The organism is Nannocystis pusilla, assembly GCF_020073745.1.
In the GTDB taxonomy this organism is placed as follows: Bacteria; Myxococcota_A; Polyangia; order Nannocystales; family Nannocystaceae; genus Nannocystis; species Nannocystis radixulma.
The window spans coordinates 467,825-490,690 of the sequence record NZ_JAIRAU010000028.1; the positions used below are offsets into that span (position 1 = coordinate 467,825).

The following is a 22,866-nucleotide window of genomic DNA, read 5'->3' on the forward strand; positions in this document are numbered from 1 at the left end:
GCCGCGCGGGTAAATCAGCGGCGCTCGCCGCTGATTCCGCCGGCGTCGAGTTCGCCGACGCGAGCCAGGCCGCGGGCCACCAGGCGGTCCCACACCAGCTTGAGGGCCACGATCCCCGCCACGTGCTGGATGAGGGCCCGGTCGCCCCACAATTGCACGCGCTTGTGCATGCAACCCTCGGCGTCGGCGACCGCGAAGTCGACGGTGCCGACCGGCTTCTCCGGCGTGCCGCCGCCGGGGCCGGCGATCCCGGTGATCGCGACCGCCACGTCGGCGCCGAGCGCCCGCCGCGCCCCCTCGGCCATCGCCCGGGCCACGGGTTCGGACACCGCGCCGTGCGTCTGGAGAGTGTCTTCCGCGACCCCCAACACCGCCGTCTTCACCGCGTTGGCGTAGGCGACGACGCCGCCCTGGAACACGTCGGAGGCCCCGGCGATCGCCGTGAGGCGGGCCGCGACCTGTCCTCCGGTACAGGACTCGGCCGTGGCCAGGGTGAGGCCCGCCAGGCGACAGGCGTCCAGCACCCGCACCTCGAGCTCGGCCTCGCCGATGCCGTAGAGCGAGCTGCGGAGGGCGGCCTGAAACGGCGCGTCGAAGCTGCGCAGCTCCTCCTCGGTGGCCCGCGCCCCGCCCTCGCCGGCCAGGCCCTCGAGGATCAGCAGCACCTGCGGCGTGGCGGCGCGGTAGTGGAGGTAGACGGCGGCGAGCCCGGGCGAGCGGGCCCGCGCCGCCGCCAGGATCGGCTCGATCTCGACGGCCACGGCCGATTCGCCGCGGCCGATCAGGCGGTAGATCCGGCGCGGGATGTCCGGCAGCGCGAAGCGCCGGCGCAGCCGCGGCTCGACCTGCTCGGTCATCATCCGCTTCATCTCGCGCGGGACCCCGGGCATGCAGGCGACGTAGGAGCCGCGGGGCAGGGCGACGGCGAAGCCCGGGGCGGTGCCGATCGGGTTGTGCAGCACGTCGCAGCCGGCCGGCAGATCGGCCTGTTTGCGGTTGATGTCGGGCATCGGCCGGCCCATGGCGGCGAACATGGCCGCGATGGCGGCCTCGGAGGCGGCGTCGCGGACCAGCGGGACGCCGGCGGCGAGCGCGACGGCCTCGGCCGTGAGATCGTCCGAAGTCGGGCCGAGGCCGCCGGAGACGAGGCAGAGATCGACCGAGACCTCGCCGATGGCGGCCACGATCTCGGGGATGCGGTCGCGGACCGAAAGCGCCCGGACGACCTCGAACCCGAGCTGTCGGAGGCGTTCGCCGAGAAAGGCCAGGTTGGTGTTGACCGTGTCTCCAGACAGCAATTCGTCGCCGATGGTGAGGATCTGGGCCGTGGGCATCGCCCGGGCACCCTAGCACCCCTCGGGTTGCGACGGCCGGCGGTGAGGGCTCGCGTACGCGGGCCCGGAGCGCCCTCCGCGCGCCCGGTCCGTCGGTCTTTCCGCGCTCGCCTCGGTCCGCTAGGATAAAGCCCACCGTGCGACTTCGTTACGCTGCCAAGACCGATGTGGGCATGAAGCGCGCCCACAACGAGGATTACTTCTCGCTGATCGAAGACGAGAAGGTGTTCTTGGTCGCCGACGGCATGGGTGGGCACGCGTGCGGAGAGGTCGCCAGCAAGCTCTCGGGCGACGTCATCAGCGAGTTCTACATGCACTCCAAGGACATGGACGCGACGTGGCCGTACCGCTACGACCCGAACCTGTCCTACCCGGAGAACCGCATGGTCGCCGCGATAAGGCTGGCCAACGCGCGCATCTACGACGCCGCGCAGAAGAACCCCAACCTGCGCGGCATGGGCACCACGATCGTCGGCTGCATGTTCGTCGGCGACCACGTCTACATCTCCCACGTCGGCGACTCGCGCTGCTACCGGATCAACGCCGAGATCAAGCAGCTCACGCGCGACCACTCGCTGCTCGAGGACTACAAGGACGCGCGGCCCGACATGAGCGAGGAAGAGGCGCGCAACTTCCCGCACAAGAACGTGATCACCCGCGCGCTCGGCATGCGCGACACGGTCCAGGTCGACATCACCAAGCACCAGGTGAACGACGGCGACCAGTTCGTCCTCTGCTCCGATGGTTTGTCGGGCATGGTCGACGACAAGACGATCTACAAGATCGTGCGCGAGGCCAGCACCCTCGAGAACGCGGTCGCCGAGCTGATCGAGCAGGCCAACCGCGCCGGCGGCACCGACAACATCACCGCCATGCTGATCCAGTGCAATCTCTGACGACGCTGACGCATTGAGCCGCCGCGCTCGCGGCGTGACACCTCGTGACCGACTCACCCGCCAATCGCCGCGCCGAGCCCCGGCTCCCGGTCCACTTCGAGGTCGACTGCACCTCGGGTGACACCTTCCTCTACGCCCACATCACCGACATCTCGTCGATGGGCATCTTCATCTCGACCGACAAGCCGCTGCCGGTCGGCACCGTGCTGCAGCTCGCGTTCACCCCGCGGGCCGACACGGCCGGCGGGCCGGCGCCGCAGCGGCTCGAGCTGACCGGCGAGGTCGTGTGGAACACCACCGGCCAGGTCGCGCCCGACAAGCCGGGCATGGGCGTGCGCTTCCATCACGCCGCCCCGAAGACGCGCAGCCGCCTGCTCGAGCTCGTGCGCGCGATCGCGTACCTCGACGTCGCCACCGACATCAAGCCCTAGTGCTAGCTCCCCCATCCGGGCGGACGCTGTCGCCCTGTTGGCCCGTATGTCCCTTCGGACACCCAACGACCGTCCCGGCGACCCGGCCGCGGACGACGAGCCGGTCGTCGAACCGCGACGGATCGGCCGCTTCGCGTTGCTGCGGCGCCTCGGCGCCGGCTCGATGGGGGTGGTCTACGCCGCCTACGATCCGCAGCTCGACCGCAAGGTCGCGGTCAAGCTGCTGAAGCGCGGCGACGGCGAGCCGAACCCGCGCTGGCAGGACCGCCTGCTGCGCGAGGCCCAGGCGCTGGCCAAGCTGTCGCACCCCAACGTGGTCCAGATCCACGAGGTCGGCTTCCACGGCGACGAGGTGTTCGTCGCCATGGAGTTCGTGACCGGCATGACCCTTCGGACATGGCTCTCGGAGCTGCGCCGGTCCTGGCAAGAGATCGTGGCCGTGTTCGTGCAAGCGGCGCGCGGGCTGGCGGCGGCGCACGCGGCCGACCTGGTCCACCGCGACGTCAAGCCCGACAACATCCTCGTCGGCGCCGACGGGCGGGTCCGCGTGGTCGACTTCGGCCTGGTCCGCTTCGGCGACGACGACGACGACGACGCCACCGACGAGGTCCCGCTGGCGCGGGCGCAGGCGACCCGCACGGCCTCGGGCATCCTGCTCGGGACGCCGGCGTACATGTCGCCGGAGCAGTTCCGCGGCCGCCCGGCCGACGCGCTGTCGGACCAGTTCAGCCTGTGCGTCGCGCTCTACGAGGCGCTGCACGGCGAGCGCCCGTTCGCCGGCGAGACCGCCGAGGAGGTCGCGCAGGCGGTCGTTCACGGCCAGCTGGCGCCGCGACCCGAGCGCCCGGTCCCGGCCTGGCTGCTGCGCCTGGTGTTCCGCGGCCTGGCCCACGAGCCGGGCGCGCGCTGGCCCGACCTCGACGTCCTCGCCGCCGAGCTGGCGCGCGACCACGGCCGCCCCCGCCGCACCGTCGCCCTCGCCTGCGCCGGCGCGGCCGCGCTGGTGGCCCTGGTCGTGGCTGTCTTTTGGGCCAGCTCGTGGCGCGACCGCGAGGCCCGCGCGCGCGCCGAGGCGCTGGCGGCCGGGCGCCTGCGCGCCGCCGAGGACAGCATCGACGAGTTCCTGCGCGCCGGCCGGCAGGCCGACGCCGCCGCCGTGCTCGACGCCTTCGTCGCCGTCCCCGAGCACCGCACCACCCGCGCCCTCGTCGACGCCCTGCGCGGCTGGGGCGAGCGCATGCGGGCCCTCGGCGACATCCCGGCCGCCCGCGCCGCCCACGCCCGCGCCTACGCGGCCGCCCTCGACCCCGCCGCCGAGCGCTCGATCCTCGGCGACTTCGTGCGCCTGTTCCACGAGCAGTGGGCCTGGGACCAACTCGGCCGCCTGTGCGCGCTGCTCGGCAGCGAGGCGCCCGGCGGGCCGTGGTCGGGCCGCTGCGCCGAGGCGGCGTTCGCCCGCCGCGACTTCGCCGCGCTGCTGGCCGCCCGCGACCGCCACCCCGACGACCCCGCCCTCGTCGACCTCGCGCCGCTGGCCGCCGCCTGGACCGAGGCCACCCCGCTGAGCCGCGACATCCTCGGCGCCGGCCCGCTGTCGCCGCCCGGCGCCCTCCCGCGCGAGCTCTACCTCCACCGCGACAGCCCCGCGCCCGGCCGCCTCGACGTCGTCCTGCCGACGCCCAAGCTGCCCGTGGTCCGCTCCTACACCCTGCCGAGCCGGTTCGCCCCGCGCGTGCGCCCCCTGTCTCTCGGGCCAGGTGAACCGCCGCTGCTGCTGACCTGGAGCGCCGCCCACCGCCGCGCCTCGCTGTCAGCCGCCCGGCCCGACCGCCTGGTCGAGCTGGTCAGCACCGCCGCCGACGAGCCGCTCGCCGCCGCGGTCGCCGACCTCGACCGCGACGGCGCGCGCGAGGTCTACGTCGGCACCGGCCCCTACGGCCGCGTGCTCCTGTCCTTCGAGCCACTGTCCGATGGGACATGGCGCATCGACCATCCTCACCCCGAGACCGACGCCACCAACTCCGACATCACCTCGATCGTCGCCGCCGACCTCGACGGCGACGGCGCCGACGAGCTGGTGATCGCCGCCGGCCCGTGGCGCGCCTTCGACCTCCGCGTGCTCCGCCCCGGCGAGGACGGCCCGCTCGAGCTGGTCGCCCGCCGCAAGCTCGGCGCCGTCGTCGGCCTCACCACCCTCCGCGCCGCCGACGGCGAGCGCCTCCTCGTCGCCCTCAAGACCGACGGCTACCCGAGCAAGATCGCCTTCCCCGCCGACCACCCCGCCGGTCCGCCGGCCGGCATCTACCTGCTGCGCCTCAGGGGCAGCGAGCTCGAGACCGTGCGCTTCTTGCCCGCGCCGCGCCGCGCCGGCAGCGACGAGCCGGTCGACCTGTTCCGGCTGCACGTCGGCGACATCGACGGCGACGGCCTCGACGACATCATGCTCGGCGCCCACGACCACGAGCCGCTGCCGGGCTTCAGCGTGATCCACCGCCAGCACGGCGACGGCAGCTTCGGCACGGCGATGCTCGCCGGCTTCCACCCGATCGCGCTGGTCGAGCTCGACGGCGACCCCACGGCCGAGCTCATCGCCCGCACCACCGGCCCGCTCAACACCCAGGAGACCTGGCTGCTCGGCGTCGTCGCCGAGCCGACGCCGGTGCTGCAGGTGCCGCACGCGCCCGAGCCCGCGCCGCCGCCCCCGCTCGCCGATCCGCTGCTGGCCCGCGCGTGGCGGCGGGCCGAGCAGCTGGCCGCGCTCGACCTGTCCTCCGAGGCAGCTCGCGCGCTCGACGACCTCGCCGGCCTGCTGCCCGACGAGCCGCGCCTGGTCGCCCGCATGCGGGCCGCCGAGCTGCACGAGGCCGCCGGCGACGACCTCGCCGCCGCCGAGCGCTTCGAGCTGCTCGGCGATCGCAGCGACGCCCTGCTCGGCGCCGCCCGCACCTACGAGCAGGCCGGCCGGTTCGCCGACGCGCTGCGGGTCTCCCGGCAGCTGACCCGGCGCGGCGACCTGCCGCGCGCCGAGGCCGCCCACGCGCGCGACCGCGTGGCCCAGCTGGCCGCGATCGTCGAGGACGTCGCGACCGTCGCGCTCCGCTTCGACCAGCCGCTGCCTTCGCCGTGGACCGTCGACGACCCGACCGCCGCGCGCCAGGACCTCGTCGGCGAGCACCTCCAGGTCGACGCCTTCGCCGGCCGCGGCCCGATCGCCCGCCTGCCGTTCGAGTGGTCGGAGGGCCCGCTCGGCCTCCACGTCGACCTCGCGCTCGAGCGCGGCGAGTGGGGCTCGGGCCTCGTCGTCGGCGTGCGCCCGCTCGGCAGCCCGACCCTGCTGTCGGCCGTGCGCGTCGAGGTCCTCGGCGGCGGCGGCGTGTTCACCCGCCGCTACGCCTGCCAGATCGCCGGCCCCGATCCGACCATCCTGTCCCAGGAGCCAGGCGACGACCCGGCCCGCCCGAGCCACCTGCACCTCGGCTTCGAGATCTTGCCCGAGCTCGGCCAGGCCAGCTGCAGCGCCGTCGTCGACGGCGTTCGTCACGAGCGCCGCGTGCGGCTCACGCCCGCCGTCATGCCGCCGCCGGGCCGCTACGAGCTCGTCGTCATGCCCGCGGGCGTCGACAAGCCGACCGGCCTGTGGACCTCGGCCCGCCTGCGCGCCATCACCCTCCGCGGGGCCCGCTCCGGCGCCGCCGCGGCCGACGAGGCCCCGCTCGCCCACGCCGCCCGCCTGCTGGTCCAGGGCGAGGCCGAGGCCGCGCTGGCCGAGCTCGAGCGCGCCGGCGAGGACGGCCCGCAGGTCTGGCGCGCGCTGGCGCTGTCGGAGCTCGGCCGGTGGAACGAGGCGACCGCGGCCCTGCGCGCCGGCGGCTCGCCGACCGCCCCACCGGCACGCGAGGCCCTGCTCGGCCTCTTGCGCGCGCGCCGGCAGACGACCGCCCCGCTGGTGCGCGCCGCCTTCGGCCCCGGCTACTTCCGCCTGTTCTGGGACGCGATGGCCGACGTGGTCCGCCACCACAGCGACCCGCTGATCGAGCGCACGCTGACCACCGCGCTGTCGGACCTCGGCGAGTTCCGCCCGGCCGCCGACGACGTCGAGGGACATGTCCTCAAGGTCAGGCTGCTGTTCGAGCGCGGCCGGGCCTGGAGCGCGCTGCGCCAGGAGGACCGGGCCCGCGTCGACCTCGCCGCCGCCGCGGCGCTGGCCGAGCTGCTGCCCGCCGCCCGCCGCGCCGACCTCGACATCGACTACGAGCGCGCCGCCCTCGAGGCCGCCGCCGGCCGCCGCGAGGCCGCCCTCGAATTCGCCGGCCGCGCCCTCCTCCGCGCCCCCGCCCGCGAGCTCCTGGCCGACCGCCTGCGCTTCGACCCCCGCTTCGCCCCCCTCGCCGGCGACCGCGCCTGGCAGCGCATGCTCGGCGACTGAACCCTGTCTTAATGGGCATGCCCCCGAGGACATGTTCTACAAGGCATGCCTCGCCGAACATGTCCTCTCAGTCATGATGACTCCGCGCCTCGGCGCCGCTCCGCTCCCTCGGCGCCGAGGCGAGCAGCGATCCTGCCCTTCGACATCGCATTCGCCGGGCACCGAGCGGCGCGAGCTGGCGCCAGCAGTCCCGCCGCTGGCCACTCACGCGCGCCGCCTGCCCCTCCGGACATCTCATTCGTCAGGCGCCGAGCGGCGAACCGCTTCGCCGCCCGTCGTGCAGCATGGTCTCGCCTCTGTCCGCGTCCGCCGCCTCTGTCCTGCCCGCCGATCGGCGGCTCGCCGCTACCTCGTCCCGGCCACCACCTGCCCGCCGATCACCGTCGCCAGCACCTTCGCCGTGCGCAGCTCGAGCGGCGGCATCGTCGTGAGATCGCCGGCGAAGCAGGTGACGTCGGCCAGCATCCCCCCGGCCAGCGTCCCGGCCCACGCCTCGCGGCGGGCCGCGTACGCGGCTCCGCGGGTGAACGCCGCGATCGCCTCCTCGAGCGTCAGCCGCTGGTCGGGCAGCCAGCCGCCGGGCGGGTTGCCGCGCGCGTCCTGGCGGGTGATCGCCGAATACAGCCCGAACGTCGGCTCGACCTCCTCGACCGGGAAGTCGGAGCCGAACGCCAGGTGGACGCCGGCGTCGAGGAAGCGGCGCCACGCGTACGCCCCCGCCAGGCGGGCCGGGCCGATCCGCTGCTCGGCCCACGGCATGTCGCTGGTCGCGTGCGTCGGCTGCATGCTGGCGATCGCGCCGAGCCGGGCGAAGCGCGGGATGTCGGCCAGGTCGACGATCTGCGCGTGCTCGACCCGCGGGCGCGCGTCGCCGGGCGGTCGCGCCGCGGCCAGCGCGTCCAGCACCGCGCGGATCGCCGCGTCGCCGATCGCGTGGGCCGCCACCTGGTAGCCGTGCGCCAGCGCCTGCGTCACGATCGCGGCGAGCTCCCCCGGCGCGTGCTGGAACATCCCCGTGTGCCCGGGCCGGTCGCTGTACGCTTGCAGCAGCGCCGCGCCGCGGCTGCCGAGCGCCCCGTCGACGTAGATCTTGACCCCCTGCAGCGCGTAGCGGTCGTCCGGAGATGGCCTTTCAGCCATGTCCGGAAGACCATCTCCCCTGCGCTTCAACCACGACTCGTCGCAGTAGCCGACCATCCGCAGCTTGAGCAGACCCTCGGCCGCCAGCTCGCGCAGCGTCGCGTCGACGAGCGGGCCGACGCCCATCTCGTGGACGCCGACCAGCCCGCGCGCGAGCGCGTGGTCCTGCGCGAGCAAGATCCGCCGCCGCAGCTCGGACTTCGGCGGCGGAGGCACCGGGACCAGCTCCATCGCCGCGTCGATCAGCACCCCGGTCGGCTCGCGCCCCGACGGCCCGTCGCGCGTCACGATCTCCCCGCCGGTCGGCACCGCCGTCGCGGCCGTGATGTTGGCCGCCCGCAGCGCCGCCGCGTTGGCCCAGCCGGCGTGGCCGTCGACCCGGCGCAGCCACACCGGGCGCTCCGGGAACGCCGCCGTCAGCGCGTCGTGGCTCGGCATCGCCGCCCCGGGCCACAGGTTCTGGTCCCAGCCGCGACCGACGATCCACCCCTCCGGCGGCGCGCCTCGCTGCACCCGCTCGACGACCTCGGCCACCGAACGCGCCCCGCGGAGATCGACCTCGACCAGCGCCGCCCCGAGCCCGGCCAGGTGCGCGTGCGCGTCGGTCAGCCCCGGCGCCGCGCTGCCGCCCGCCAGCTCGATCACCTGTCCCCGCGGACAGTCACGGACCAGCGACTCCGCCGCGGCCCCGCGGGCGACCACTCGCCCGCCCGCCAGCGCCAGCGCGCGCGTGATCGGCTCGGCCGGGTCGCCGGTGACGATCGTCCCGCCGCGGATCACCAGCAGCGAGCTCTCCTGCCCCTGAGGACAGGTGCTCGCCCGCTTGTCCCCGCCCGCCCGGCACGCGATCAGCGCCGACGCGCCCGCGAGCCAGCTCCGGCGGCTCAGCCCGGGCGCGCGCACGTCGCCCTCCGTGGATGTGGTTCAGTCCGGTTGCGCCGCATGCGAGGCGCAGCATAACCACCGCGGCCGCGCCGAACCACCGGCGCAAGGAGACCGCGATGACCTCCCTGAGAAATACTCTGGAAAACAGCATGCAGGAGCTACGGACGCTGCGCGACGAGATCCGCGTCCGGCTCAACCTCGCCGGCAAGGAGGCCCGCGACCGCTGGGAGCAGCAGCTGGAGCCCCGGCTCGAGAAGCTCGAGCAGCAGATCCGCACCGCCACCGACGCGACCCTCGACTCGATCCGCGACGCCATCGAGCGCGCCCGCACCTCCTTCCACGAGTACCGGGCCCAGCTCACCCAGGGCTCCGCCCGCGGCGTCACCGGCAGCGGCGGCGGCGAGGAGACCCGCGAGCAGACGCGCGCCGAGTCCGGCGACGAGCCCGACTTCACCAGGGTCGAACCCGACAAGCGCTGAAGCATGCGGCGCCGCGCTCGCTCCCTGGCGCGAGGGTCATGTCCCTCGCGCCAGTCGAGGGCGAGCCGGCGAGCGCGACTCACATGTCGCGATGAACATGTCCCTCGGGCCAGCGGAATGCCGTCGCCCTCGCGCCCGCGGACTGCCGCACGCCTGCCGGTGCACGCGACACGCGCGCGGCGATCGAAGCCGCGCCTCGAGCGCTTCGCTCACAGGTGCGGCTCGCCGTGCAGGTCGTCGAGCCCGTACAGGGCATCCTCGAGGCCGAGCTCGAGCGCCTCCCAGTGGAGGCCGGCGTCGTGCGACTGGAGGGCCACGCCGTGGTCGCCGACCACGTGGCCGTGACCGTCGAACGCCAGGTGCAGCCCTCGCAGCGCCAGGCCCGGCTCGAGCAGCTCCTCGACGCTGGTGCCGAGCTCGTCGTCGAGGCGGAGCACCGTGCCCGCCGCGCCGACGGCGACCACGAGGTCGGCCTTGAGGGAGATCCGCACCGCGTGCAGGTCGCGGCTGGTCGGCGTCGGCACGCTGCTCCACGTCTCGCCGGCGTCGTCGGAGCGGAGCACGAGACCCCCGGCCCCGACGGCCACCAGGTGCGCGCCCTCCGGCGTGACCCCGATGCCGGTCAGCGGCCCCTCCGAGCCGGTGAACACCGGCGTCATCGCCTCGCCGTCGAGCTGCCAGATCTGCCCGCTCGCCGTCGTCATCCACGCCAGCGCGCCCTTCGCCGTCGTCGTCACCGCCGTGAATTCGCCCTCGACGTCGGGCACCGGCGTGAAGCTGCGGGCCTCGTCGTCGGAGCGCAGGACGATGCCGTCGCCGACCACGAACCCGGCTGTCCCTCCGGACAGGGCCACCGCGCGCAGCGAAGCCCGCGTGCCGACGTCGAGCTGCCGCCAGCGCCCGCCGGCGTCCTCGGTGCGCAGCACCACGCCGTCGTCGCCGACCGCCACCGCCATCGCCTTCCCCTTGCAGGCGATGGCCCGCAGGTCGCCCTCGATCTCGAGCGGGTACAGCCACACGTCGCCCTCAGGGTTCAGGCGGACCATCGTCGCGTCCTCGCCGACCGCCCACGCGCCGCCCGAGCCGTCGGACGTCGAGGTGGTCTTGTCGTCGCCTTCCTTGCAGGCGACGGCGGGCATCATCATCGTGATGAGGAGTGGAGTGAGCGATCCGAGCTTCATGCTCGCGACGCTAACCGCCCGCCCGGGGCCTCACAAGCACGAATGCCCGGCTTCGCCGGGCCCCGCAGGTGTCCCGCCCGGACCCCAACCGCGACGAACTCTGTTCCTCGCGCCTCGCGGTCGCTCGCGTATTGCCGAGGTCGCCGAGGCCTGGCCTTCAGGACCTGTCCTCAAGAACAGGCGTGCAATCACTGGCACACCGGCCCGGGGCCGTCGGCGATCGTGACACACTTCTTGCCGTCGGCGCACTTGCCGTTGGGACAGGGGATCCCACAGGTCTGGAACTTGGGCCCGCGCGGCCCGGCGATCCCGTAGTACTCGATGCACTGCTCGCCGGCGGCGCAGGCGACGTCGCCGCAGGCGACCCCCGGCGCCTCGCTCGCGGGCGTGGGGTCGGGGCTCGCGGCGGCCAGGCTGAGGCTGCCGTCGGACCACCACACGCACTCGCCGGCCACGCAGCCGCAGCTGGCCGCCGCCGGGATCTGGACCTCCAGCGCGTCGCAGTCGCCGGGCGGCGGCTCCCCGCCGGCGCACACCTCGTTCGAGCAGCCGCCCTTGCTGCAGGCGGCGTCGTCGCTGCAGGCGTTGTCGAAGGCTGTCCCTTCGAACCTGGCGTAAAGGGCATGGTCCTTCGGCACCAGCGGGACCCGATCGGCCGCGCTGCCGCCGACCTGGTCGGCCGGGACGGCCGCCTCGGAGCTCTTGCAGGAGGACGCGGCGACGAGCGCGACGACGACGACGACGATGGCGCGGATCATCGCCGGAGCTTAGCACTCTCCGGCCGCGGCGAGGATCACGGGGCGAGGATCACAGCGGCTCGCAGAAGCGGGCCAGGATGGTCTTCACGCCGACGACGGGGAAGTTGATGGCGAGCTTGAGGTTGTTGCCGCTGCCGTCCCAGCCGACCAGCGTGCCCTCGCCGTACTGGCGGTGCCGCACCTGCATGCCCTTGTACAGCGACGGCGCGTCGTCGCTGGCGATCGGCGCGCGGGTGCGGGCCGCAGGCCGCGCCGCCACGCCCTCGTCGTAGACGATGTCGCTGTTCCACGACCTCTCACGCGCGGGCGCGGGCGCGGCCGCCCGCGGGGGCGGGCTCGACAGCATCGCCTGCAGCTGGGCGGGCACCCCCGGCGCATCGCGGCGGATGACCCCCGGCACCCGCCCGCGCACCGCGTCCGGCGGCAGGTCGCGCACGAATCGCGACGGCGCGCCGATGAACTCCTGGTTGTAGAGCCGGCGCCGCCGCGCGTACGTCACCACCAGCTGCCGCTTGGCCCGCGTCACGGCGACGTAGGCGAGGCGCCGCTCCTCCTCGAGCTGGGCCCGCTCCTCCGGCCGCAGCCGGCGCCCCTCCTCGCGCGCCGCCTCCTCGCCGGCGATGGAGCGCGAGTGCGGGAACACCTTCTCTTCCATGCCGGTGAGGATGACCTTCTCGAACTCGAGCCCCTTGGCGCTGTGGATCGTCATCAGCCGGACCGCTCGCACCTCGCCGCGGCCGCCCCCGTCGGCGTCGCTGACGAGGCTGACCTGCTCGAGGTAGTCGGCCAGCGTCTGGTCGGGGTTGTCCTGCGCGAACTCGGTGAGCGCGCCGACGAACTCGTCGAGGTTCTCGACCCGCGCCTCCGACTCCTCGCTGCCCTCCTGGACCAGAGCGTCGCGGTAACCTGTCCTTTCGAGCACCTCGGCCGCGAGCTGGCCGAGCGGCGTGCCGGCGTGCAGCCGCGCCGTCAGCTCGTCGATCATGGCGACGAACAGCGCCAGGCGCTTGGCCGCCGCGCCGCCGACCCCGGCCTCCTCGGGGTTGCGCGCCACTTCCAGCAGCGGGACGTTGCGGTTGGCCGCGAGCGCCGTCAGGCGCCCGACGGTGGTGTCGCCGATCCCGCGGGCCGGCTCGTTGACGATGCGGGTGAAGTCGAGGTCGCTGGCCGGGTTCTGCAGCAGGCGCAGGTAGGCCAGCGCGTCCTTGATCTCCTTGCGCTCGAAGAACCCGAGCCCGCCGAAGATCGCGTAGCGCATGCCGTGGTCGGTCAGCTGCTGCTCGATCACCCGCGACTGCGCGTGCGTGCGGTAGAAGACCGCGATCTCCTCCGGCGGGATGTCCTCGTTGAGCGCGTCGAGGATCTCGTTGACGACGAAGCGGGCCTCCTCGCGCTCGTCCTCGCAGGCGCGCAGGACCACCAGCGCGCCGTCGCCGAGCTCGCTCCACAGCGTCTTGCCGAGCCGGCCCTCGTTGCGGCGGATGATCGCGTCGGCGCAGCGGAGGATGTGCCCGGTGCTGCGGTAGTTCTGCTCGAGGCGGATCAGCTCGCAGCCGGGCTGGCGGTCGGGGAAGCCGAGGATCTGCGACACGTCGGCGCCGCGCCAGCCGTAGATCGCCTGGTCGTCGTCGCCGACCACGCACAGCTGGGCCCGCTGCGACAGCAGCTCGACCAGCCGCGCCTGCACCGGGTTGGTGTCCTGGTACTCGTCGACCACCACGTGGAGGAAGCGGCGCTTGAGCCCGACCACCGGGTCGACGTCGACCAGCTGCGCGCCGGGCCGCGGCTGCTCCGTACCCGCCTTTTCGAGCAGCTTGACCGCGAGCACCAGCAGGTCGCCGAAGTCGGACGCGTCGGCGGCGCGCAGCAGCTCCTGGTAGCGGCGCCCGAGCAGCGCCACCAGCCGCGTCATGAAGCCCTCGAGCCCGAGCTGGTCGACCTGGTCGATGGTGAGCCCGCGGTTCTTGAGCTGGTCGAGGTGCCCGAGGATCGCCCGCGGCTTGATCTGCTCGTCGTCGCGGTTCATCTCCTTGAACACGCGCTTCATCAGGCGGGTCTGGTCGTCGGTGTCGTAGATGGCGAAGTTGCGCGACAGCCCGACCGACTCGCCGTGACGGCGGAGGATCCGCGCCGAGATCGAGTGGAACGTGCCGACCCACAGCTGCGACACGTCGACCTTGCCCTCGCACATCTTCTCGATGCGCGCGCGCATCTCGGCGGCGGCCTTGTTGGTGAAGGTGACGGCGAGGATCCGCCACGGCGGCACGCCCTCGTCCATGAGCGCGGCCACGCGGTGAGTGATCACCCGCGTCTTGCCGGTGCCCGCGCCGGCGAGCACGAGGAGCGGCGACCCGCGGTGATCGACCGCCGCCTGCTGGGCCGGGTTCAGCTGCACGATGCCGTGGCCTATACCACGGCTTCGCGGACCGGCGCGAACGCGAACTCGACGCCCCGCGCGTCGAGCTCGACCCGCAGCTCGCGCCGCCGGCTGTCGCCGACGTCGCCGGGCTCCTCGACGATCCGCGCCGGGCGCACCTGCTGCAAGACCACGGTGAAGCCGACCGCGGGCGCGCCGAGCGTCAAGGTCGCGGCGCGCCCGTTGCTGCGCCCCGCCTCGACCGCCTCGAGCCAGCGCGTGAACCCGAGCGCCTTGTTCTCGGCCAGCACCAGCGCCAGGCGCCCGACCGCGGTCGGCCCGACCCGATGGACCACGCGCAGGCCCGCCTCGCCCGACGGCCGCTCGATGCGCTGGCGGATCAGCAGGCCCTCGATCCGCCGCACCTGGCTGCACGCCTCCTCGAGGCCGTCGATGTGCAGCTCGGGGTCGGTGGCCGGCAGCGGCCGGCGGGCCTCGATCACCTCGCCGCCGAGGTGCCCGCCCGAGTAGCTGCGGCGCGAGGTGTGCGGGCTGAACTTGAGGCCCAGCTTCAAGCTGTCCCGAAAGCCATATTCGTAGGAGGCCAGGGCCAGCTCGGTGATCACGCCGCCGGCGAAGCTGAGGCGGCTCATCTCGGCGTTGCCGTCGTCGGCCAGGATCACCTCGCCGCGCACCGGCGAGGGCTCGCCCGACATCGACGCCGCGACCCACGCGTAGAAGTCGTGCGGCATGCCCGGCCAGCAGCGCAGCGTCAGCTCCTCGTAGCGGTCGGGCTTGCGGTCGCCGCCGAGCTCACCGACGGCCAGCGCGCCGGAGACGTCGGTGAGCCACCCGCAGGGCTTGCCGTCCAGCTCGAGCGCGTACTTGTTGGACGTCGGCCCCCGCTTGCTCGGCGCCGTCTTCACCGATCACCGTCCCCCGGGGGCGACCTTAGCACGGGGACGCCGCGGGCCGTCGAGCCCCGAAGTCGCCTTCGGGATCGCGGGCCGGGCGCAACTTCGGGCCGGGGACCGCCTCACGAGCCGCCGATCCACGAGAAGGAGCTGCTGGAGCTGGCCTGGTAGGAGCTGCTGACGTTGGCGACCTGGGAGCCGGTCGCCGTCTGCGAGCCGCTGCCGCTCGAATTTGCCAGCGTCGCGTGAGCGGGGATCCGCACGGTGAAGGTCGAGCCCATCCCGGGGGTGCTCTCCACCGTGATGTCGCCGCCCATCATGCGCACCAGGCGGCGGCTGATGGCGAGGCCGAGCCCGGTGCCCTCGTACTTGCGCGACGACTCGAGGTCGCCGCGCGAGAACGGCTGGAACAGCTCGCGCACGATCTCCGGCGACATGCCGATGCCGGAGTCGCTGATCTTGAAGACCACCCACTCGTCGATCGCGTCGCCCTGGCGGCCCGGCTCGCGCGCGACCGCGAGCTTGACCACGCCGGCCTCGGTGAACTTGCAGGCGTTGTGCAGCAGGTTGACCAGCGCCTGGCGCAGGCGCGTCTTGTCGACGGTGACCGCGCCGAGGCCCGCGGGCGGGCGCACCAGCTCGAGCCGGTTGCGCCGCGCCTCGGCCTGCGGGCGGATCATGCCGGCGACGTCGTCGACGAGGTCGTCGAGCGCGAAGGTCTCCCAGAACATGTCGATGCGCCCGGCCTCGATCTTCGACAGGTCGAGCACGTCGTTGATGATGTTGAGGAGGTACTTGCCGGCGCCGCGGATCTTCTCGAGGTCGACGCTGGCCGCGCGCACGCCCTCGTCCTCGAGCTCGTCGCGCAGCAGCTCGGCGTAGCCGATGATCGCGTTGAGCGGCGTGCGCAGCTCGTGGCTCATGTTGGCGAGGAAGAAGCTCTTGGCCTGGTTGGCGCGGATCGCCTCGTCGCGCGCGCGGTTCAGCTGGTCGTTGACCCGCTGCAGCTCGGTGTTGGAGTGGATGAGCCGCCCCTCGGCGCGGTGGCTGGCGAGGAAGAACAGCAGCGTCGGCCCGAGCGTCAGCGTGAAGGTGGTCAGGATCATCAGCAGGTAGATCCAGTGCTGGGCCGCCGCCGTGACCGCCGAGCGCGGCGCGAGCGAGTAGTCGGACAGCTCGCCGACGAAGAAGCTGACGACCACCACGACCATGCAGAAGATGATCTGGCTGCGCTCGCGCGCCTCGAAGCACACCAGCGGGAAGCCGATGATCGGGAACATGATGAACTGCAGGCCCGAGGGCTCGCCGAGCATCGAGGCGAAGAACACGATCGCGGTGCAGCAGCACACGCACAGGCCGATCCGCGAGACGTTGAACCACCCGAACTTGTTGGCGAACATGCACGCGAGGTAGGCCAACCAGAACGGGATCACCGTCAGCGCCTCGGTGTACAGCCCGAGCGCCACGAACAGGCCGATGTAGGCGAGGATCACCGCGAGGCAGACGACGAAGACCTGGTTGGTCAACATCACGCGGGCTGCGAGGGCCGGCGACCCCGTATACGGGACCCCCCAGAGCATCGCGGCGCGCAGTCGATTCCACAGAGAGCTCGGCACAGCCTGAACTCGACCTTTAGCACGACCCCGCCGGTCTAGCGAACCGGCCGCTGCGAGCGCCGTACCGTGAGCCCACGACCGGTCGGCACGCCCACGCCGCACCCCGTAAGCGGCGCCGCCCGTCGCCGCGCCATGAGCGACCGCGGCTTCGCCGGGCCGCCGAGCGGCCGTCCGCACGCGACCCGCTTGCTGCCTCCTCCGCCGCGCGCAGCAGCGACATCGGCGACCCGCTCCGCGACGGCGAACGACCGCGCGACGCTCGAGCGGCCGCACACTCGCGTGCCGCTCGCGTTGCCTCCAGCGACGCAGCAGCCGCGAGCGCCGGCCTCGAGCCGCTGCGCTGCGCGCTGCCTGCAATCGCTGGCTCTCACGCCGCGGCGCTGCCGTAGCTCCGCATGCTCAGGCGGGCGCGGTAGCGCATCGTCTCCTGCATCCACACGAAGTTGCCGCGGACGAAAGACCCCAGGTCGGCGACGTAGCCCAGGACGGCGGACCCGGCCAGGCCCTCGTAGTCGCGCAAGCTGCCGGCCAGCGCGTCGAACGCGTCCTCCTCGGCGCCCTGCATCGCCACCGCCCGCGCCAGCGCCTCGTCGAGCGCGAGCCCCTGGTCGGCCTGCAGCACCAGCACGAGGTTGTGCGGGTTCTGCTCGACCATCTCCTTCTCGAGCGAGCCGATGTCGTTGGCCCAGCAGATCGCGTTGTTCGCCAGCAGCTCGAGCTGTTGTATCACCACGTGTTGCCGGACCTCCTCGAGCGACTCGTGACGGATGAGCTCGATGAGCGCGAACACCACCCCGGCCGCGCCGGTGAACGGGCGCATCTTCAGGTAGATCGGCAGCGCGGGCCGGATCTGGTGCAGCAAGTTCCGCAGCTCCCACACGTTGCTCTGGAAGTAGCGCTCGACCTCGACGACGAGCCGCGCCATGAAGCCCTGCGCGGCCCACGCGGCGGTGCGTGCGCCCAGCTCCGCGAGCATGTGCACGAGCGGCTCGTCGACCTCGAGCGGCTGGCTGCCGCGCAGCACCGCGAGCATCCGCGCCTGCGCGTCGTGCAGACGCCGCAGCGGCTCGGGGGCGGCCACGACGTCGTCACAGAAGGCGTCGTCGTAGAAGAACAACCACGTGATCCAGTCGCACACCAGGCGCAGCTCGGCGAGCGGGGCCCGCGGCAGGCCGCGCGCCGCCAGCCGGGCGAACTTCGCCGCCTGCAGCTTGCGCAGCCGCCCGGGGCTCAGCGCGACCGAGGGGAAGAAGCGCAGCACCCACGCGATCCCCTCGCGCTCGACGAGCTCGGCGTAGCGGTTGATCGGTGCGGCGTGCGGCTCGAAGATCGAGGGCTGAAGCAGCGAGGACATCTTGGTTCCGAAGAGCGGTCCCTGCGGTGATCCATCGAAACCCATTCCAAGCGTATCCCGTGATGATGCCACTTCATGGCACGACTCGCAGCCGCTTCAACCTCACCATTCGATGGTGATATACTTCTGGACAGGTGTCCGACCGCTCGACCCTCACGGCCCTCGCGTGGCTCGCCGTTTGCGCCGCGCTCGGCCTCGTGGCGGCGGCTCGGGGCACCGAGGCGCAGGTGTGGGGCCTGATCCCCGCAGCGCACCGACCTGTGATCGAGATCGACTTGCGGGTGCGCCTCGACGACGGCGCGCCCGACGAGGCGCTCGAGGCCGCCGTCCTCGCCCTGGAGCCGCTGTCGGGGCGCTGCCCGCTCGCGCCGCCGCCGGCCGAGGCCCGCCGCTGGCTCGACGCGCACGCGCTGTCGCTGTTGCCCCGCGAACACCACTCCGCGCTCGCCGACCGGCTCGCGCCCGAGGCCCTGCGTACGGCGATCGCCGGGGCGAGGGCCCGACTCGCCAGCCCGTTCGCGGGGCTCGTCGGCGACGATCTGCGGCGCGACCCGCTGCGCCTCGCCGAGCTCGGCCCCGGCCGCGCCGGACGCCTCGGCTTCCTCGCCCCCGCCGGCCCCGACGTCGCGGTCCGCGGCGACCTCGTCGCGCTCGACGGGCGCAGCGCTCTGCTGTGCTTTCAAACCGATAATTCCGGGCATGAACTTCGCGACAGCGCCGCGGCGCTCGTCGGCGCGCACCCGGTCTCGCTGTCGGTGGTCGGCGCACCAGCCCGCGACGACGCGGCCGTCGCGGCCCTCGCCGCCGCGCCGCGCGTGCTCACCACGCTGGCCGCCGCGCTCGTCCTGGTCCTCGCCCTCGCGTTCCGCAGCGTGCGCCCGGTGGTCGCCCTGCTGCTGGCGATCCTCGGCCCCGCCGCCCTGCTGGCGGCCCTCGTCGCGCCGCTCGGCCTGCTCGACCTGCCGCTGCTCGCGCTCGCCGTCGGCATCTCGGCTGCTCCGGCGCGCCCTGACTGGACCGTCACGGCGCTCTCTGCCCTCGCCCTGACCCCGCTCCTTCTCACGCCGTACCCTGCGTGGCAGACCTGGGGCCTGGCCTGGGCCGCCGCGCTCGCCGCCGCGGGGGTCGCCCGGCGCGTCGTCCAGCCGGTGCTCACGACCTGGCTCGGCAAGCCGGCGGCCGAGCGCACGCCGTTCGGCCGCCCCGACCCGCCGCCGCTGCGCCTGCGCGTCGCCCTCCCGGCCGCGGCCGCGTGCGCCGTCATCCTGTCTCTCGGAGCATGGTCTTCACGACATGTCCGTTTCGACAGCCCGAGCCCGCTCCCGCTCGCCGACCCCGAGCTGGCCGCGGCCGAGGCGGCGGTGCGGGCCGAGTTCTTCCGCCCCGAGGACGTCGCGCTGATCCACAGCCCCGGGGCGACGCCCGAGGAGGCGCTGGCGCGGGCGTCGGAGGACCTGCCGGCCCTCCTCGCGGCGATGCCGGCGCAGATCGAGCGGGTCGACGCCCCGGGCGCGTTCGTGGTCGCGGAGCCCGAGCTCAAGGCCCGCCTCGACGGCCTGCAGGCGCTCGACATCCGCGGCCGGCTCGAGCTGCTGCGCGGCACGATCGCCGAGTTCGGCATGCGCCCCGACGCCTTCGGCGAGTTCATCCGCGCCGCCGGCGACGACCTGCGCGACCCGCCGAGCCCCGAGTCCGCGCTGGCCGGCCCGCTCGGCCCCTGGCTCGAGGGCAAGTTCGGGCCCGAGGGCGTCGTCACCCGCGCCTACCTGTCGAGCGAGCCCGCCGCGCTGCCGGCCGCGCTCGACCTGCGCGGCCCCGGGGTGTTCGCCCGCGCCGAGCATGACCGCTTCTCCAGCCGCGCCGGCGCGGTCGCGGCCGCGGGCGCGTGGCTGTCGGCGCTGGTGGTGTGGCTGGCGACGCGCCGCCTGTCGCTGGCCCTGGCCCTCGCGCTCGCGGCGATCGTCGCCCAGTGCGGCCTGCTCGCGCTGCTCCACCTGCTGCACCGCTCGTTCGGCCCGCTCACGCTGCCCGTGTTCCTGCTGGCCGGCTCGGCCGCCGCGGTCGCCGGCCTGCGCGCCGTCCGGGCCCTCGCCGACGGCCGGGCGTGGATCGACCCCGGCCGCCTCGCCAACGCCCTCGGCCCGCTCGCCGCCGCCCTCGCCCTGCTCGCCGCCCCCGAGCCGGTGTGGCGCTCCCTCGGGATCGCCGCCGGCCTCGCCGTCCTCGCCGCCCACGGCGTCGGCGGCCTCCTCGGACCCCTCCTCTACGCCCTCACCAGCCGCGCCGGCCAGCGCTTCGAGCGGCGCCCCTGAGCTGTCCCATGCGACCTGTCTATCCCGCCATGTCCTTTCGAGCACGCGAGATGGGCCGCGGCGCAGGCGCCTGCGCGAGAACCTGGCTCTTGCGACCTGCTCGTTCGTTCCTGTCCCTCGGATCTACTGCTCGACGCGCGCCACGCCCCGCCGGCCGCCTCGGCCGTCCTGCCCCGGCGCCGCCCCCTCCGACCCTCACGCCGCGCCGGCCGACTCGGGCGACCTGTCCCGCGGGCCACCGCGGCGCCGCCTCACGACCTGTCCCTTGCGACATCTGCGTCCCGCGCCCGCGCGACCGGCCCTCCTCGCCCGCCTGACCCGCCCTGACCCATGCGCCCCCGCCGACAATTCCTGTGCCTCGCCGCCGGCGCCCTCGCCCTGGCCGGCCACGCCCGCGCCGCGGCACCGGCGGTCGATCGCCAGCTGACGCGCCGCCTCGAGCTGTGGGCCAGGGCGGCGGCAGGCACCCGGGTCCTGGTGGCCCGCTACGCGCTGACGCGCCAGTCGACGCTGCTGCAGGCGCCGCTCAAGACGGCGGGGACGCTGCTGGTGCGCGCGCCCGACACGCTGGTCCTGCGCGACGACGAGCGCGCCGGCGCGACCACCCGCCTGGCCCGCGGCCGCCTCGAGATCCGGCCCAACGACCCGGCCCTGCCGGCGCTGGCCGAGGCGCCGAGCCCGAGCGTCACCTGGCTGTTCGAACATGTCCTCGCGCTCTTCAGCGTCCCCGACGGCGCCGGCGAGCCGACCGCCGCGCTGTACGCCGACGCCCGCCTGAGCGTCCCGCGCGGGCCCGGCCACCTGCTGGCGATCACCCCGCGCCGCGACCACCCGGCCCGCCGGGAGATCCGCGACCTCGTCGTCCACCTCGACCCGCACACCGGCGACGTCGACCAGCTCGAGTTGCTCGAGACCGGCGGCGACAAGGTCGTGCTCACCTTCAGCCAGCGCCGCCGCGACGCCCCCGAGGACGAGGTCGCCGCGCTGCTGCAGCCGACATGACCGTTCGGACAGCCTGTCTCTTCAGCCAGCCGGTCGCCGCCGGCGCCCGCGCCAGGCGAACACGAACACCACCCCGAGGCCGAGCGCCGCGCTCCACGAGCCGCGGCGCAGCGCGCAGCTGAGGCCGTCGCCGTCGTCGTAGTCGAAGCGGGCGTTCGAGGCCTTGAGCGCGGCGACGATGGCCGGGTCGAAGTCCTGGATCAGCTGCGGCGCGCCGGCCGGGGCGATCTGCTCGACCCGGCGCGCGAACGGCATGCTCTCGCCGAAGTCCGGCCACTGCCCGTCCGGCTGCAGCAGCACGCCGCGGCCGTCGGGCATGAGCATGCGGTTCGAGCCGGCGCAGGGCACCTGCTGCACCCCCTGGCGGCTGCTCGAGACGTCGCCGAGGTCGGCGTTCTGGATGAACTCGGGGTCGACGGTCATCTCCTCCGGCGAGATGATCGTCAGCAGGCGCGACAGGTACGGCCAGCGGTTCAGCAGGTCGACCGCGCGCTTGCCCGGGTCGATGACCCGCTCCTGCATCTCGGTGGCGAACGAGGCCCCGCTCCACACCTCGAGGTCGATCAGATCCTCGTAGCTGGCCATGTCGCGGTAGAACTCGTCCTCGGGGATCCCCGGCGGCGCCGGCAGGTAGGTGCGGAGCAGCGGCAGGATCTGCGGGTGGAGGTACGAGCACGTCCCGGGCGAGCAGTCGACCAGGCCCTGCGACTCGAGCGCGTCGACGATCGAGAAGCCGCTGTTGATCGGGGCCGCGTCGACGAAGGTGTCGGCGTTCCACGTCGGGCTGAACACGCCCGTGGTGCTGACCACGCTCGACGCGCCGGCGTACTCGGTGACGAAGCCGTGGCCGTCGCTGCCCGGGGCGTCGATCGCCTGCTGCACGACGTCGCCGTAGTTGGCGGCGTTGGCGGTCCAGTCGATCGCCACGTCGTTGATCTCGACGTGGCGGTAGTTCGACGGCGCGTAGCGGGCGCGGCCGAGGCCGAACACGCGCACGCCCATGTGCGGCGTCGCGGCGATGGCCGTCAGGCGCAGCGGCACGCACGGGGTCGTGCCCTCGTAGGTCATCACGATCGGCTGCAGCTCCTCGACGCCGGTGCCGTGGATCAGCTTGGCCGCCACGAAGTAGAAGCCCTCGTCGAGGTACTCCTGCATGATCGGCGCGGCCGCGGGGTCCTGGTAGTAGCCGGCGGCGTCGAGCCACTGCCACACCTCGTCGGCCGTGCCGCCCTTGAGCACGACGATCTGGAACGGCCCGACGACCTCGCGCTTGACGACCTCGAGGCCGCCGGTGTCGCCGCCGCTGTCGGTCTCGAAGCCGCCGCCGCTGGCCAGTCCCCCGCCGTCGCTCAGCGAGAGGGTGGCGCAGCCGAGCTGCGGCCGGTCGTTGTCGGAGCAGTCGGACGCGAACGTGAAGCTGTAGGTCGGCACCGTGGCCGCCAGCAGGTTGGTGAACAGCAGCTCGCTGCCCACCGCGAATTCCGGCACCGCCGTCACGGGGATGACCCACCCGAATTTCAGCGGATCGCCGGTGTACTGGATCTGGATGTGCGCCTCGACCGTGCCCGCCGCCTCGTCGACGGCGAACAGGATGTTCTCGCCGGTCTGGTCGACGGGGATCGGCTGGTTGTTGACCACGTCGCAGAAGAAGCCGCCGCACGCTCGCGCCGGCTCCGCCGGCAGCCACACTGCGAGGCCGGCGGCGAGGCCGGCGAGGATCGGCACGGAACGGGCGCATCGAGACATGCGCTCCATCTCACGTCATCGCTCGCCCGCCGTCCA

At 73.9% G+C, this 22,866-nt stretch carries 15 protein-coding genes; 6 read left to right on the top strand and 9 right to left on the bottom strand.

The features are described from left to right. Window positions 1-14 precede the first annotated feature (14 nt). On the bottom strand, window positions 15-1,334 hold the full coding sequence (locus K7C98_RS23425) for a CinA family nicotinamide mononucleotide deamidase-related protein (RefSeq protein ID WP_224193963.1): 1,320 nt from the start codon (window positions 1,332-1,334) through the stop codon (window positions 15-17). Between the two features lie 137 nt (window positions 1,335-1,471). On the opposite strand from K7C98_RS23425, the gene K7C98_RS23430 reads away from it, so the two are divergent. Genes K7C98_RS23430 through K7C98_RS23440 form a run of 3 tightly spaced genes read left to right on the top strand, consistent with a single transcriptional unit; the run spans window position 1,472 to window position 7,087 of the window. Continuing rightward, window positions 1,472-2,230: a Stp1/IreP family PP2C-type Ser/Thr phosphatase gene (locus K7C98_RS23430; protein ID WP_224193964.1), complete on the top strand. Its 759-nt coding sequence runs from the start codon at window positions 1,472-1,474 to the stop codon at window positions 2,228-2,230. A 44-nt stretch (window positions 2,231-2,274) separates the two neighbouring features. Continuing rightward, entirely contained in the window at window positions 2,275-2,661 is a 387-nt protein-coding gene (locus K7C98_RS23435; protein ID WP_224193965.1) for a TIGR02266 family protein, read from the top strand. 46 nt (window positions 2,662-2,707) lie between these two features. Continuing rightward, entirely contained in the window at window positions 2,708-7,087 is a 4,380-nt protein-coding gene (locus tag K7C98_RS23440) for a protein kinase domain-containing protein (protein ID WP_224193966.1), read from the top strand. A 345-nt stretch (window positions 7,088-7,432) separates the two neighbouring features. Here the strand turns inward: K7C98_RS23440 and K7C98_RS23445 are convergent, their stop codons facing one another. Further along, window positions 7,433-9,130 carry an amidohydrolase gene (locus tag K7C98_RS23445; protein WP_224193967.1) on the bottom strand — a complete coding sequence of 566 codons (1,698 nt, stop codon included), beginning with the start codon at window positions 9,128-9,130 and terminating at the stop codon, window positions 7,433-7,435. A 98-nt stretch (window positions 9,131-9,228) separates the two neighbouring features. Between K7C98_RS23445 and K7C98_RS23450 the strand changes: the two genes are divergently transcribed. Beyond that, window positions 9,229-9,591 carry a hypothetical protein gene (locus K7C98_RS23450; RefSeq protein ID WP_224193968.1) on the top strand — a complete coding sequence of 121 codons (363 nt, stop codon included), beginning with the start codon at window positions 9,229-9,231 and terminating at the stop codon, window positions 9,589-9,591. Between the two features lie 209 nt (window positions 9,592-9,800). Here K7C98_RS23450 and K7C98_RS23455 read toward each other — a convergent pair whose 3' ends face one another. From K7C98_RS23455 to K7C98_RS23480, 6 genes are all read right to left on the bottom strand, one after another. Further along, window positions 9,801-10,772: a WD40/YVTN/BNR-like repeat-containing protein gene (locus K7C98_RS23455; protein WP_224193969.1), complete on the bottom strand. Its 972-nt coding sequence runs from the start codon at window positions 10,770-10,772 to the stop codon at window positions 9,801-9,803. Between the two features lie 188 nt (window positions 10,773-10,960). Continuing rightward, window positions 10,961-11,530 (bottom strand): hypothetical protein, encoded by a 570-nt coding sequence (locus K7C98_RS23460; RefSeq protein ID WP_224193970.1) that lies wholly within the window; start codon window positions 11,528-11,530, stop codon window positions 10,961-10,963. Between the two features lie 49 nt (window positions 11,531-11,579). Continuing rightward, on the bottom strand, window positions 11,580-13,925 hold the full coding sequence (locus tag K7C98_RS23465; RefSeq protein WP_224193971.1) for an ATP-dependent helicase: 2,346 nt from the start codon (window positions 13,923-13,925) through the stop codon (window positions 11,580-11,582). Window positions 13,926-13,936: 11 nt separating this feature from the next. Next, window positions 13,937-14,812 carry a hypothetical protein gene (locus tag K7C98_RS23470; RefSeq protein ID WP_224193972.1) on the bottom strand — a complete coding sequence of 292 codons (876 nt, stop codon included), beginning with the start codon at window positions 14,810-14,812 and terminating at the stop codon, window positions 13,937-13,939. Window positions 14,813-14,922: 110 nt separating this feature from the next. After that, entirely contained in the window at window positions 14,923-16,380 is a 1,458-nt protein-coding gene (locus K7C98_RS23475; RefSeq protein WP_224193973.1) for a sensor histidine kinase, read from the bottom strand. A gap of 403 nt (window positions 16,381-16,783) precedes the next feature. Continuing rightward, the gene (locus tag K7C98_RS23480; RefSeq protein WP_224193974.1) at window positions 16,784-17,770 is read right to left on the bottom strand and encodes a terpene synthase family protein; all 987 of its coding nucleotides are present in this window, start codon (window positions 17,768-17,770) and stop codon (window positions 16,784-16,786) included. A 134-nt stretch (window positions 17,771-17,904) separates the two neighbouring features. Here K7C98_RS23480 and K7C98_RS23485 point away from each other — a divergent pair, with 134 nt between their 5' ends. Together K7C98_RS23485 and K7C98_RS23490 are read left to right on the top strand one after the other, a co-directional pair. Continuing rightward, complete coding sequence (locus tag K7C98_RS23485; RefSeq protein WP_224193975.1) at window positions 17,905-20,082, top strand: hypothetical protein; 2,178 nt, start codon at window positions 17,905-17,907, stop codon at window positions 20,080-20,082. A gap of 330 nt (window positions 20,083-20,412) precedes the next feature. Further along, the gene (locus tag K7C98_RS23490; protein ID WP_224193976.1) at window positions 20,413-21,084 is read left to right on the top strand and encodes a hypothetical protein; all 672 of its coding nucleotides are present in this window, start codon (window positions 20,413-20,415) and stop codon (window positions 21,082-21,084) included. A gap of 21 nt (window positions 21,085-21,105) precedes the next feature. Here K7C98_RS23490 and K7C98_RS23495 read toward each other — a convergent pair whose 3' ends face one another. Beyond that, a complete protein-coding gene (locus tag K7C98_RS23495) occupies window positions 21,106-22,809 on the bottom strand; it encodes a DUF2330 domain-containing protein (protein ID WP_224193977.1) in 1,704 nt (567 codons plus the stop codon). Window positions 22,810-22,866 lie beyond the last annotated feature (57 nt).